Origin of the sequence: Streptomyces sp. NPDC017890 (assembly GCF_044328675.1) — a bacterium.
Lineage (GTDB): Bacteria > Actinomycetota > Actinomycetes > Streptomycetales > Streptomycetaceae > Streptomyces.
On the sequence record NZ_JBIRHU010000008.1, the window covers coordinates 96,069 to 108,520 of the forward strand.

The 12,452-nt window shown below is 72.5% G+C and carries 12 protein-coding genes and 1 pseudogene; 7 read left to right on the top strand and 6 right to left on the bottom strand.

Going from position 1 to position 12,452, the window contains the following annotated elements; translation table 11 throughout:
• Positions 1-14: 14 nt before the first annotated feature.
• Positions 15-455, bottom strand: a complete 441-nt coding sequence (locus ACH4F2_RS12550) for a hypothetical protein (RefSeq protein WP_398132692.1) — start codon at positions 453-455, stop codon at positions 15-17.
• Positions 456-557: 102 nt separating this feature from the next.
• On the opposite strand from ACH4F2_RS12550, the gene nsrR reads away from it, so the two are divergent.
• Positions 558-1,004, top strand: coding sequence for a nitric oxide-sensing transcriptional repressor NsrR (nsrR, locus tag ACH4F2_RS12555; protein ID WP_398132693.1), 447 nt, complete (start codon positions 558-560; stop codon positions 1,002-1,004).
• Positions 1,005-1,095: 91 nt separating this feature from the next.
• A complete protein-coding gene (locus ACH4F2_RS12560) occupies positions 1,096-2,292 on the top strand; it encodes a globin domain-containing protein (protein ID WP_398132694.1) in 1,197 nt (398 codons plus the stop codon).
• A gap of 63 nt (positions 2,293-2,355) precedes the next feature.
• Here the strand turns inward: ACH4F2_RS12560 and ACH4F2_RS12565 are convergent, their stop codons facing one another.
• Entirely contained in the window at positions 2,356-2,706 is a 351-nt protein-coding gene (locus ACH4F2_RS12565; protein WP_398132695.1) for a hypothetical protein, read from the bottom strand.
• Positions 2,707-2,963: 257 nt separating this feature from the next.
• Here ACH4F2_RS12565 and ACH4F2_RS12570 point away from each other — a divergent pair, with 257 nt between their 5' ends.
• A complete protein-coding gene (locus ACH4F2_RS12570; protein ID WP_398132696.1) occupies positions 2,964-3,653 on the top strand; it encodes an adenosylcobinamide amidohydrolase in 690 nt (229 codons plus the stop codon).
• A gap of 117 nt (positions 3,654-3,770) precedes the next feature.
• Here ACH4F2_RS12570 and snpA read toward each other — a convergent pair whose 3' ends face one another.
• On the bottom strand, positions 3,771-4,454 hold the full coding sequence (gene snpA / locus ACH4F2_RS12575) for a snapalysin (RefSeq protein WP_398132697.1): 684 nt from the start codon (positions 4,452-4,454) through the stop codon (positions 3,771-3,773).
• Positions 4,455-4,670: 216 nt separating this feature from the next.
• Between snpA and ACH4F2_RS12580 the strand changes: the two genes are divergently transcribed.
• On the top strand, positions 4,671-5,609 hold the full coding sequence (locus tag ACH4F2_RS12580) for a LysR substrate-binding domain-containing protein (protein ID WP_398132698.1): 939 nt from the start codon (positions 4,671-4,673) through the stop codon (positions 5,607-5,609).
• Positions 5,610-5,683: 74 nt separating this feature from the next.
• Complete coding sequence (locus ACH4F2_RS12585) at positions 5,684-6,481, top strand: PepSY domain-containing protein (RefSeq protein WP_398132699.1); 798 nt, start codon at positions 5,684-5,686, stop codon at positions 6,479-6,481.
• 157 nt (positions 6,482-6,638) lie between these two features.
• Here the strand turns inward: ACH4F2_RS12585 and ACH4F2_RS12590 are convergent, their stop codons facing one another.
• The 3 genes from ACH4F2_RS12590 to mdlC form a co-directional block, all read right to left on the bottom strand.
• A complete protein-coding gene (locus tag ACH4F2_RS12590) occupies positions 6,639-7,892 on the bottom strand; it encodes an MFS transporter (protein WP_398132700.1) in 1,254 nt (417 codons plus the stop codon).
• 74 nt (positions 7,893-7,966) lie between these two features.
• The gene (locus tag ACH4F2_RS12595; RefSeq protein WP_398132858.1) at positions 7,967-9,421 is read right to left on the bottom strand and encodes a benzaldehyde dehydrogenase; all 1,455 of its coding nucleotides are present in this window, start codon (positions 9,419-9,421) and stop codon (positions 7,967-7,969) included.
• Between the two features lie 42 nt (positions 9,422-9,463).
• Positions 9,464-11,044 (bottom strand): benzoylformate decarboxylase, encoded by a 1,581-nt coding sequence (gene mdlC / locus ACH4F2_RS12600; protein WP_398132701.1) that lies wholly within the window; start codon positions 11,042-11,044, stop codon positions 9,464-9,466.
• 95 nt (positions 11,045-11,139) lie between these two features.
• On the opposite strand from mdlC, the gene ACH4F2_RS12605 reads away from it, so the two are divergent.
• Both ACH4F2_RS12605 and ACH4F2_RS12610 read left to right on the top strand, forming a co-directional pair.
• A complete protein-coding gene (locus ACH4F2_RS12605) occupies positions 11,140-12,078 on the top strand; it encodes a LysR substrate-binding domain-containing protein (protein ID WP_398132702.1) in 939 nt (312 codons plus the stop codon).
• 126 nt (positions 12,079-12,204) lie between these two features.
• Positions 12,205-12,327: pseudogene (locus tag ACH4F2_RS12610) on the top strand (peptidase E); the annotation flags it as partial.
• Between the last annotated feature and the right edge of the window lie 125 nt (positions 12,328-12,452).

Below are 12,452 nucleotides of genomic sequence, written 5' to 3' on the forward strand. Positions count from 1 at the left end.
GGCTGACCGTGGCGTCAGGCGCCGTCCAGGTCCGGCCGGAGCCGGTCGGCGGCACCCGGCGGCTGGATGCGCATACCCGGGCGGCGCCGGTGCACGGTCAGGTACGTCACCCCCAAGGGGCCGGCCAGGACGGCTCGGGTCGAACCGTGCGGCAGCCAGGTCAGAAGGCCCGCGCGCAGAGGGCGCTCCCCGTCGGCGCAGACGAGCACGGCCTCGCCGTCGAGGACGAGCAGCAGGACGTCGAGGTCCGGTTCGGTGTGCGTGTCGACCCGCCCCGCCGAAAGGACGCGGACCACGTTGGCGTCGAGCTGCCGCCCCGGTTCCGCGAGCTTCCACAGGGCGCCGGCGGCCGCGTCGCCGCCGGGCGGCAGGAGTTCCGCGGTGTCGCACAGGACCCGGGGGGAGGGCGCAGGGGTGGCCGCCGCAGCGGGGGAGCCGCTGTCTTCCGCCGCCATCAGGCGTCACCGTCCGTCGTGGGACGTGCGGTGACGCACTCCACAGAGTCATCGTCATAAGTAAACACGAATCCATTATGCGTATTTGATAGCGTCCGGATTGTGCGGCTGACGAAGTTCACCGACCTGGCGCTGCGTTCCGTCATGCGCCTGGCGGTCGTGAGAGACGGTGACGACCTGCCGACCACCCGCGAGGTGGCCGAGATCGTCGGCGTGCCGTACACGCACGCGGCCAAGGCCATCACGCGTCTGCAGCACCTCGGCATCGTGGAGGCGCGGCGCGGTCGCGGCGGCGGTCTGACACTGACCGACCTGGGCCGGCACGCCTCGGTGGGCCGGCTGGTGCGCGAACTCGAGGGCGACGGTGAGGTGGTCGCCTGTGAGGGCGATCCGCCGTGCCCGCTGCGAGGGGCCTGCCGGCTCAGGGGTGCGCTGCGGGACGCGCAGGAGGCGTTCTACGCCGCGCTCGACCCGCTGACCGTGACCGATCTGGTGGCCTCGCCGACCGGCCCGGTCCTGATCGGGCTGACGGACCGCCCCTCCGGATGACCGGACGGCCGGCCGTCGGGCAGTGCGCCGACGAGCCGGTGCCGAGCCGTGACCGAAAACACGAATATCACCTACCAATCAAGGAGTCGCTGTGCTCTCCGAACAGTCCGTCCCCGTGGTCCGGGCCACCCTTCCGGCGGTAGGAGCGGCCATCGGTGACATCACCACGCTGTTCTACCAGAAGCTCTTCGACGCCCACCCCGAGTTGCTGCGTGACCTGTTCAACCGGGGGAACCAGGCCAACGGGGAGCAGCAGCGGGCCCTGGCGGGCTCCATCGCCGCGTTCGCCGGCATGCTGCTGGAACGCCCCGACGCCCGCCCGGACGTGATGCTCTCCAGGATCGCGCACAAGCACGCCTCCCTCGGTGTCACCTCCGACCAGTACAAGATCGTCCACCGCCACCTGTTCGCCGCGATCGCGGAGGTGCTCGGCGACGCCGTCACCCCCGAGGTCGCCGCGGCCTGGGACGAGGTCTACTGGCTGATGGCCAACGCGCTCGTGGCCGTCGAGACCCGCCTCTACCAGGAGGCCGGGGTCGCCGAGGGAGACGTCTGGCGCCGCATGGAGGTCGCCGAGCGGCGCGAGGAGAGCCCCGACGCGGTCTCCCTCGTACTCCGGCCGGCCGACGACCGCCCCACCGAGCCCTTCCGTCCCGGCCAGTACGTCAGCGTGCGGTCGGAACTGCCCGACGGCTCCCGGCAGATCCGCCAGTACAGCCTGTCCGCGGCGCCAGGCCGGTCCGACTGGCGCATCACCGTCAAGCGCGTCCAGGGCGACGGGCAGCCGGACGGCGAGGTCTCGTCCTGGCTCCACGCGCACACCCGTGAGGGCGACGTGCTCACCGTGTCCGCACCCTTCGGCGACCTGGCCCTGGCCGAGGACGACGGTCCGCTGCTGCTGGCCTCCGCCGGAATCGGCGTCACCCCCATGCTGGCCATGCTCGACCACCTGGCCACCGGCGGCGCCACCCGCCCGGTGATCGTCGTCCACGCCGACCGCACCCCCGCCGACCACGCCCACCGGCAGGAACAGCTCGACCTGATACGCGCGCTGCCCGACGCACGGCTCCACCTGTGGTACGAAGAGCCCGGCGACCAGGCACCGCGGGCATCGGCCGGCCGCGCCGACATCGCCGCTCTCGAACTGCCCCCGGGGCTCACCGCCTACCTGTGCGGCCCCGTGCCCTTCATGCGCGCCGTCCGCGGCGACCTGCTGCGCCGCGGGGTGCCGGCGCAGGCCATCCACTACGAGGTCTTCGGCCCCGACCTCTGGCTCGGACAGCAGTAGCGGGACGCGGCCACACGCTCCCGCACCGGCGACACGCCGCCCCGGGAATCACGTACGGCAGCGTTAGGCCGCCGCGGTGAACGCGGTGGTGATGGCGGTGTCGACACGGGCGTGCACGACCAGCCGCCGACCGGAGGTGTCGGCGTTGTTCTCCAGCAGCCGCCGGACGGGCGCGCTGTGGGTGACGACGCACATCAGGACACCGAGCCGAGCGCACCACTGGTGGGCACGGAGCACGGCACTGACCGCGGCGTGGCCGGAGGCCCGCTCGGTGAGGACGATGACGACGGGGGTCGGCTGATGGGCGTCGACCAGGTTGGTGATGTGCGTGGTCAAGGTGGCCCGCCCGTCGATTCCCGGGTCCTGCTCCACCGTGATGACCAGGACCCCATGCTCCAGGGTGTGGGACAGCATTGCGGCCTCCGATCCGACGCCTGGTGGCGCAGTTGTGTTCAGTGAAGGCGCCCGGTCCCGGGTCCGCAACGCGCCCCGTGTTCACGGGCCGGGCGGTCCGCCCCGTGAACACGGCACTGAGTACGATCGTCCGGTCCGTCCCCGCCCCCGAGGCCTGTCCGCTGATCCCCGCTCCCGGACGCCTGTCCGCTGATCCCCGCTCCCGGACGCCTGTCCGCTGATCCCCGTTCCCTGACCGCCGCTAGGAGCCCCGACCGGTGCCCGCCCTCCTGCCCCCGCCCCGTACCGGGCCCCGCCTCCTGCACCCGGAGTGCCTGACACGTGTGGAGGACGGCGAACGGTTGCACGCCCTGCTGTGGCGATCGGGGCCGGGCTGGCGGATGGCCAGCAGCGCCGTGCTGGGGGGCGGCATCGCCGAGGGCGCCTGGGTGCTCAACGCCCAGGTGGCCCACGGCTACCGGCGCACCGACCCGGCGCGGCACCTGGCCGACCTCGCTCACGCCGCCGGCGTCCGGGGGCCAGGGGTGGGCCTGATGACGGCGGCGGACGTGTCCGCCTCTGCCCGGGCGCGGGACGGCGGTGCGGAAGCCGTGGTGACCGCGGGCATCTCGGTACGCGGATGGGCGGCCTCACCCGAGGAGGGCGCCACCGCGGCCGCCGCACCGGGGACCATCAACATCCTCGCCGCGCTGCCGGTGGCGCTGAGCGACGCCGCACTGGTCAACGCCGTGATGACGGCGACCGAGGCCAAGGTCCAGGCGCTGCTGGAGTCCGGCCTCGACTGTTCCGGCACGCCCACGGACGCCGTGTGCGTCGCCGCCCGCGCCCCCCGGGCCGGCACCGCGGTCCACGCCTTCGCCGGCCCGCGCTCCGAGTGGGGAGCCCGGCTGGCACGGGCCGTCCACCGGGCCGTGCTCGGCGCGCTGCCCGCCGTCACGCGTCCCTGAACGCTGCCGCCCTCGGGGCGACCTGTCCGCGGGCGGCGTCCTGGGACGCGTTGCGGTGGCACACGTGCGTGGGGGCGGTCCGGCCGGACCGCCCCCACGTGTGTCCGTCCCGGGCGCTCAGCGCCGCGAGGTCTTCTGCAGCGCCTTGTCGAGGGCGGCCTTGAAGCCGTAGGCCCACAACTGGTTCACCCTGCCGCGCTCGTTGGCGTTCGGGTAGGCGTTGGTGCAGGACGGGCCGGGGCCGCCGCCCGACATCAGCTCGCTGCACGGACCGGAATAGTGGTCGGGCAGACCGAGCACGTGCCCGGTCTCGTGGGCGGTCACGCGGGTCGAGTCGTACTGCTGGTTCTGCCGGTAGTCGAGGAAGATGTAGCCGTTGCCGTGTCCGTCCGTGGAGGCGTACGAGCCGCGCGAGTCGTTGCCCTCGTAGTACGCGAAGTCGGCGCCCGAACTTCTCTCCGCGAGCCGTACGTTGGACACCGAGCTGTTCCAGATCTGGGTGGAGCGGGATATCTGAGAGCGGAAGCTGGGCGCGTTGGTGGCGCTGTAGTACACGGTGACGGCCGCCGCCGACGTCGGGTCGGCGGCACGCTTCTCGGCGACGGACTTGATGACCGCCTCGAAGAACGCCCGGTTGGCGGCGGCGTCTTCGCCCGAGCCGGCGGAGGGCTGGTAGCCGACGTGGGCGCCCCGGACCTGGGGCTGAGGCGCGGCGGCCGTCGCGGCGGGACCGGTACCGAGCACGGCCGCCGTCAGGCCGAGGCCGACCGCGGTGGACAGCAGGGGCAGACCGATACGCATCGATGACTCCTTGCGTGGGGGAGTGGGGAGAAGTCGTCACCGGTGAGTGTGGAGCGCCCGTGAGCCGCTGTGATGATGGCAACAGGTGATAGGGCAGGGCTATCACTCGCGCCGCACATCGGCCGGGGACAGCTTGGACCGGAGTGCAGAACTCGCCCTGATCCGCCGCGTTTTGTTCACCTGGTGCTACCAACTGTTGCGCCTTACGCTCCCTGCATGGAGCTCGAGGTGAGGCACCTACGCGCACTGTGCGCCATAGCCGACGCGGGCAGCCTGCACCGGGCGGCACGTCAACTCGGCGTCGCCCAGCCCACCTTGAGCACTCAGTTGAGCCGTATCGAACAGTCCCTGGGAGGGCCGCTGTTCATCCGTGAACGCACCGGCTGCCGCCCCACCCCGCTCGGCCGGACCGTCCTCGGCCGGGCCCGTCCGCTGCTGGCCGACATGCGCACCCTGGTGCGCGAGGCCCGCGCCGCCGCGGCCGGCGGCGACAGCCGGCTGCGCGTCGGCTCCACGGCCAGCCGTGCCCTGGCCGGCTGGCTGCGCCGGCTCAGACAGCCGGGCCTCGAACCGACGCTCCAGATGGACGTCTCCGCCAACGCGCTGCTGCGCGCGGTCACCGACGGCCAGCTCGACGTCGCCTTCGTGCACGAGGTCGAGGGCTGCCCGCTGCACGTTCCCGAAGGCCTGCGGACACGGGTCCTCGTCGAACGTGAACCGCAGTTCGTCATGCTCCCCGCCGACCACCCCGCGGCCGCCCGCTCCGTGGTCCGCCTCGCCGACCTGGCCGGCGACCGCTGGATGGTCGACCCCACCGTGGACGGCGAGTGGGACGGAGTGCACCGCATGCTGCGCGCCGTCGGCCTCGACCCGCGCGTCCTGCACGGCGACTACCACACCGCCGCCTCCCTCGTCGCCACCGGCGAGGTCGTGACCGTCTGCCAGCCCAGCTCCCGGTCACGCCCCGACATGGCGGTACGTCGCCTCTGCGGCGACCCCCTCGGCGTGCGCCTGCTGCTGGCCGCGCGCACCCGTGCCGAGCTGGACGCCGTCTACCCGGCGCTGGAGGAGGCGTACTGGGAGGTGGCCCGCCAGTCCACCGCCTACCGGGAGTGGCTGGAAGACACCGGGCCCCGCCTCGTACCGGCCCCGTGAGACATATCGGCCATTGCGGTGGTTTCCCGCCCTGACCGGTATGGCGAGAAGGTCATACGGTTACGGAGAGGTGTATGAGCTCTGTGCGACGTCTTCCGCCTCTTCGTTCGATGGCCGTCATCTGCGCCCTGGGCAGTTCCGTCCTCCTGATGACCGGCTGCACGAACGCCGACACGACACGCTCCAGTGTCGCCGAGGCGGCTCAGACCACTCCCCCTCCCCCCGCCACGTCCCCGACCAGTACCGCTTCCACCACCGACACCGCTTCTCCCACCGACACCGCTTCTGCCACCGACACCGCCTCCCCCTCTCCTTCGGAGACCCTGACCGATGACCAGTCCGAGCGCGAGGCCCTGGTCCCGAAGGCGAAGGTCACCTGGGACAAGGCGGCCGAAACCGCCGTCAAGGAGGTCCCCGAGGGCAAGCTCGTCGACCTCGAACTGAAGCCCACGTCCGCCGAGGCCACCGCGTCGACCGGCTCGCCCAGTCCCAGCATGCCGAACCCGGCCCCCAGCCAGGGCGCCCCCGAGTGGGAGGCCAAGGTCGCCGCCCCCGACGGCACGGTGCACCGGATCGACGTCGACGCGGTCTCCGGCAAGGTCTTCCGCACCCAGGCCGAGGACCAGGACGCGGACGACAAGCAGCAGCTCGCCGACCGGCTGAAGAAGGCGACCCAGACGCCGGAGCAGGCCGTCAAGGTGGCCACCGACAAGACCAAGGGCACCGTCACCGGCGTCGAGCTGGACGAGAACGACAACCAGCAGCTCCTGTGGTCCGTCGACGTCGTGTCGACCGACAACTGGAACAAGACGACCGTGGACGTCGACGCGACGAACGGCAAGATCCTGCGTGAGGACGTGGACCGCGACTGAGCGCCACCCCGGAACGCCGCGGGAACCACCGCGAGAAGACCCACCGGAACAACACGAGAGAAGAACCGGGAGAACAACCGCAACAGGAACCGAAGAAGCGCGACGGGAGCAGTCGGGCGGAGTCGCCCGGCTGCTCCCGTCGCGCGTGCCCAAGGTGTCAGGCGGCGGCCTCGACCGCCTCCGCCCGGCCACCCGCAAAGGTGCGCGGAAGCGTGAGCACCGCCAGGAAGCCGAAGACCGCCACCGCGGCGAAGAAGTAGAACCCCCACGGGTGACCGACCCCGGAGGAGACCAGGGCGCCGGTGATCGACGGGCCGACGATCGAGCCGATCCGGCCGATCCCGGACGCCGAGCCGAGCGCGGTGCCCCGCACGGAGGCCGGGTAGAAGTTCGTCACGTAGGCGTAGACGAGCACCTGGGCCGAGAAGACGAACACGCCGGTGAAGAAGACGACCACGTTGAGCAGCAGGTCGCTCTCCATCTTGATGCTCAGGCACGCCAGCATGACCACCGAGACCGCGAACCAGCCCATCGTGGTGCCCTTGATGCCCCGCCGGTCGGCGACGAACCCGCCGAGGACAAGGCCGACGACACCGCCGACGTTGAGCACGAGGAGCTGGGTGACGGCGGTCGGCACGGGATAGCCGGCGTCGTTCATCAGCTTCGGCAGCCAGGTGTTGAGGCCGTAGACCAGCAGGAGCCCCATGAACGACGCGACCCAGATGCCGATGCCCGCACGCAGGTACGCCGGCTTGAGCAGTTCGGTGAACGGCACCCGCTGAGCCCCGTCCTGCTTGGCCCGGACGAAGGCCTCCGACTCCGGCAGCTTGAACCACTGGATGGCGGCGACCACGAGGCCGACGACGCCGAGCAGGTAGAAGAGGATCTCCCAGTTGTCCGTCACCTGCAGGGCCAGCAGTGAGGTGATCACCGCACCGGTGTGGTAGCCGGTCATCGTCAGGGTGCTGGCCCGTGCCCGGCGGCTGGCCGGCATGTGCTCGGCCATCATCGTGAGCGATACGGGCATGCAGGCGCCCAGGCCCAGACCGGCGGCGAGCCGGAGCGCGGCGAACATCGCGACGGAGTCCGCCAGCGGCACCACGATGGTGAACAGCGAGAACAGCACCACCGAGCCGATGAGCAGGCGGCGGCGCCCCAGCCGGTCGGCCAGCGGGCCGACGCAGACCGCGCCGATGGCCACGCCCACGAGCGACAGCGTCGCGACGGTGGTGGCGTCGCCGGCGGTCATGCCGAGATGGTGGGTCTTGAGCAGGGTGGGGATGATGGCGCCGAGGACGACGAGGTCGTAGCCCTCCAGCAGGACGGTGATCCAGCACAGGATCACCGTCCAGGTGCTGCTGCCGGCGCGGCCTGGCTGCGCGGGCGCGTCGGACGTGGTGGCGGAAGCCATGGTGACTCTCCCCCCGGGGACGGGTGTGAGTGAGCGGATCCGGTCCGGCCGGGGCGGCCGGACGGCCGGACGGATCAGAACGGGTAGTCGGCGATGTCCGGGCGGACCGTGACCCACTGGGTCTCGGTGAACGCCTCGACGTTGGCCGCGGCGCCGCCGAAGCGGGACCCGGTGCCGGATGCCTTGACCCCGCCGAACGGGGCGTTCGGCTCGTCGCTCACCGTCTGCTCGTTGATGTGGACCTTGCCGGAGTCGATCCGGTCGGCGAGCTTCATCGCCGTGCCGACGTCCCCGAGGATGCCGACCGACAGCCCGTACTCGCAGTCGTTGACGATCCGCGCGGCCTCCTCCAGCGTCGAGAAGGAGATGACGGGGGCGACCGGACCGAAGATCTCCTCCCGCCACGCGGGCATCTCGGTCGTCAGGCCGCTCAGCACGGTCGCCCGGTAGCCGGCGCCGGCGATCTCGCCGCCGGCGGCGACCTTCGCGCCCGCCGCGACGCTGTCGGTGACGATGCCGTGCACCCGCTCCAGCTGACGGCGGTCGATGATCGGGCCGAGCGCCACGTCCTCGCGGGCCGGGTTCCCGACCGGCAGGGCCTCGGCCTTCGCGGCGAGCGCGGCGGTGTACTCCTCCACCAGCGACTCGTGCACGATGTGCCGGCCGGTCGTCATGCAGATCTGCCCCTGGTGCAGGTACGAGCCGAACGCCCCCGCCGAGGCGGCCTTGGGCACGTCCGCGCCGGGCAGCACGACCAGCGCGTTGTTGCCGCCCAGTTCCAGGTGGGCCCGCTTCAGCAGCCGCCCGGCCCGCTCGCCGATCGCCCGGCCGACCGGTGTGGAACCCGTGAAGGAGACGACCCGGACCTCGGGAGCCTCGACGACGGCCTGGCCGACCGAGCCGTCACCCGGCAGCAGGTGGAGGACGCCGGCGGGGAGCCCGGCCTCCTCGAAGACGCGGGCGATGACGACACCGCCGCTCACCGCGGTGCGCGGATCCGGCTTGAGCAGCACGGCGTTGCCGAGGGCGAGCGCGGGCGCCACGGAACGCAGGCCGAGGATGAGCGGGAAGTTGAAGGGCGCGATGACGCTCACGACACCGGCGGGGCGGCGGCGGGCGAGCGACCAGCGGGCCTCCTCGGAGGTGAGTACCTCGCCCTGAGGGTGCGTCGGCAGGCCCGCGCACTCGAAGCACTCGCCCACGGCGAGCCCCACCTCGAAGCCGGCCTTGGACCGCACCGAACCGGCCTCACGCACCAGCCAGTCCTCGATCTCGGCGGCGTGCCCGGTGAAGAGCTCGCCCGCGCGGCGCAGCACGGCGGCCCGCTGCTGCGGTGGGGCCGCCGCCCACTCGCGCTGGGCCTCGGCGGCCCGTGCGGCGGCGCGGCCCACGTCCTCGGCCGTGGCGAGGCCGACCGCGCCGAGGCGGTCGCCCGTGGCCGGCTCGGTCACCGGGTGCTCGGTGGGGGAGTCCTGCCAGCCGTCGCTGAAGAACTTCCGGCCCCAGACGTCGCTGTCCAGGAATGTCATCATGTGCCCTTTCCTCGGGAGTCTTCCACGTGCTTGTCGGGGTCAGGAGGGCGTGGTGAGCGCCGTGTCCACCTGGATCAGACGGGGGTGGTCCGGCCGCTCGGCGAGTGCGGCACGCAGCTCCTCGGCCCCGCCGACGTGCTGGGCGCGGACGCCGTAGCCCTCGGCGATGCGGGTGAAGTCCAGTCCCGGGATGTCCAGCCCGGGAGCGTCCGGCACGCCGAGCAGACCGCCGAACCAGCGCAGCGCCCCGTACGTGCCGTTGCGCAGCAGTACGACGGTCAGCGGAACCCGGTGCTGCGCGGCCGTCCACAGGGCGGTGATGCCGTAGTTCGCCGAGCCGTCCCCGATCACACCGACGACCGGACGGTCGGGCTGGGCCATCGCGACGCCGACCGCCCCGGGCAGGCCGAAGCCGAGTCCGCCGGCCGCCGGGAAGTAGTACGAGCCCTGACGGCGCAGGTCCATCTGGCGCCACCACGCGGAGTTGGTCGACGTCGACTCGACGACGTACGCCGTGTCCTCGGGCTGTTCGTCGCGCAGCGCCGCGAAGACCTGTTCGGGGTGGAGGCCCGGTCCCTCGGCGGTGAGCGGCTCGGGCGCGGACCGGTACGCCTCGGCGGGCGTCGCGGGCTCGCCGAGCGACTTCAGGAGCAGGTCGATGACGGCTCCCGGATCGGCGACCAGCGCCTCACCCATCGGTGCCCGGGCTGCGGCCGACGCGTCCTCGGTGACCTGGATCAGCCGGGTGCCCTCCGGGAGGTACCGGCCGGGGAGGTACTCGTGGTAGCGGAACACCGGCGCGCCCAGTACCAGCACGAGGTCGTGGCCCTCGAAGGCCCGCGAGACCGGCGCGATCCCGGCGGGCAGCACGCCCCGGAACTGCGGGTGCCGATTGGGGAAGGGGAGCCGGAAGAGCGAGGGCGCCGCCCACACCGGGCAGCCCAGGCGTTCGGCCAGCCGGACGGCGTCGTCGAAGAGGCCGGCCGAGTCGATGTCGCCGCCCAGCACGAGGGCGGGGCGCCGTGCGGAGGCGACCTGCTCCTCGAGCCGGCGGCCGTGCTCAGGGCCGGGCACGGAGGCCCGCTCGACCCGCCGGCCGAGCACGGCCAGGGCGTTGTCGCCGGCCTCGGCCGACCAGTCGTCGTACGGGACGGAGAGATACGTCGGCCGCTGCTGGAGCCGCGCCTCGAAGACGGCCTGGGCGAGGGCGCGCGGCACGTCCTCGGCGCACGCCGGCTCCGCCGCCCAGCCGACCAGCGGCTTCATCAGGGTCTGCGCGTCGACGCTCGCCAGGTTGGCCTCCGGGCCGATGGCGGGCCGCACCTGCTGGCCGGCCACCACCACGAGCGGGGTGCGCGAGGCCACGGCGTTCGTCAGCGCGCCCATCGCGTTGCCCGAACCCGAGGCGGCGTGCAGGTTGACCAGGACCGGGTGGCCGGTGGCCTGGGCGTAGCCGTCGGCCATGCCCACGACGGCGCCCTCGTGCAGGCCGAGGACGTAGCGGAAGCTCTCGGGCAGCTCGGCGAGGAAGGGCAGCTCGTTGGAGCCCGGGTTGCCGAAGACGGTGGTGAGCCCCTGGCGCTCCAGGAAATCGTGGGAGACACGACGCACGGATGGCACGGACGGTTCCTTTCGCAGTGACGCCGGACACGCTAGGCACCCCGCGACATGGGCACCAATAGATGTTTCGGCACGCAGATATAGAGTTCATCGATATGGGCACCTTCGATCTCAACCTGGCCCGCGTCTTCGTCCTCCTGTACGAGACCGGGAGCGTCACCGCCACCGCCGAGACACTCCACGTCACGCAGCCCACCGTCAGCTACAGCCTGGGCAAGCTCCGGCGGCACTTCGACGACGAGCTGTTCCGCCGCAACGGGCGTGGACTGACGCCCACGGCCGGCGCCAGGCGGCTGTACGAGCCGTTGCAGCGCGCTCTGGCGGAGATCGACGGAACGGTCCGGCAGGGCGACGCCTTCGACGCCGGGACCATGGCGGGCCGCTTCACGATCGCTCTCTCCGACCTCGGCGAGGCCACCCTCCTGCCGAGGCTCCTCGCCGCGGCCCGCGAGCGGGCACCGGGGGTGTCGTTCACCGTCCGCCCGTTCGACGTGGAGGACGCCGAGAGCCAGCTGCGCCGCGGCGACCTCGACGCGTTCGTGGCCACCCCGGTGATCACCTCGCACCTGACCGTGCGGATCCCGCTCTTCCGGGAGCGCTACGTCCTCATGGTCGCCGCGGACCATCCGCGCGTGAGGGGCGACGCGGTCACGCTGCCGGACCTCGCGGCCGAGCACCACGCGACGGTCTTCGGGCCGAGCGGGCACGTCGCACCCCGGGCGGTGCTGGCCGCGCACGGGCTGCTGGAGCGGGTGGCCGTGGACGCCACCCGCTTCTCGATGCTGCCCTACCTGCTGGAGCAGACCGACCTGATCGCCATCGTCCCCGAGTACGTCGGGGAGGTCTTCACCGCCTCCCACCGGGTGCGCCTGGTGCGGCTGCCCTTCGAGACCGAGCCGATCGAGATCGCCCTGTACGCACGGCACGAGTCCTCGCGCAGCCCCGCGCAGCGGTGGCTGGTGCAGTTCATGGCCCAGGTGCTGGGCGAGCAGGTGAGCCCGGCCCAGCTGCCGCCGACCGCGGCGGTGACGTAGGCGTCACCGGACGGCGTCCGGGGAGATGTTCCCTCAAGGGCCGAGGCAGCCAGCGGGGTTGAGGGAACCGACGGCTCCCGCGAACCGACGGCCGTGCCCGACCGTCAGGTCGTCAGGACCACCCTCATGAGCGCACCGGAACCGACCATTCTCGCCACCTCCGGAGGGCATCGCGCGGGTGGCCGGACCAGGGTGTCGTTCGACGCCCTGGTGCACCACGCGGTGGATCTCTCGGGCGCGCACGGCCGGTGGTTGTGGTCGCACCGCTCGGCCTGACCCTTTCGGGCCGGGGATCCGGCTTCACGCTCTGCCGGTTCTGCGCGGCCGTGACCGGGTGAGCCGGAGCCCCGCGCGCCGACCGCGGGCCGCTGAAC

Bases quoted from the DNA above. Each gene is read 5' to 3' on its own strand.
- ACH4F2_RS12550 (WP_398132692.1), bottom strand. From the start codon at position 455: ATGGCGGCGGAAGACAGCGGCTCCCCCGCTGCGGCGGCCACCCCTGCG.
- ACH4F2_RS12565 (WP_398132695.1), bottom strand. From the start codon at position 2,706: ATGCTGTCCCACACCCTGGAGCATGGGGTCCTGGTCATCACGGTGGAG.
- snpA (WP_398132697.1), bottom strand. From the start codon at position 4,454: ATGCGTATCGGTCTGCCCCTGCTGTCCACCGCGGTCGGCCTCGGCCTG.
- ACH4F2_RS12580 (WP_398132698.1), top strand. From the start codon at position 4,671: ATGGAGCTCGAGGTGAGGCACCTACGCGCACTGTGCGCCATAGCCGAC.
- ACH4F2_RS12585 (WP_398132699.1), top strand. From the start codon at position 5,684: ATGAGCTCTGTGCGACGTCTTCCGCCTCTTCGTTCGATGGCCGTCATC.
- ACH4F2_RS12590 (WP_398132700.1), bottom strand. From the start codon at position 7,892: ATGGCTTCCGCCACCACGTCCGACGCGCCCGCGCAGCCAGGCCGCGCC.
- ACH4F2_RS12595 (WP_398132858.1), bottom strand. From the start codon at position 9,421: ATGACATTCCTGGACAGCGACGTCTGGGGCCGGAAGTTCTTCAGCGAC.
- ACH4F2_RS12605 (WP_398132702.1), top strand. From the start codon at position 11,140: ATGGGCACCTTCGATCTCAACCTGGCCCGCGTCTTCGTCCTCCTGTAC.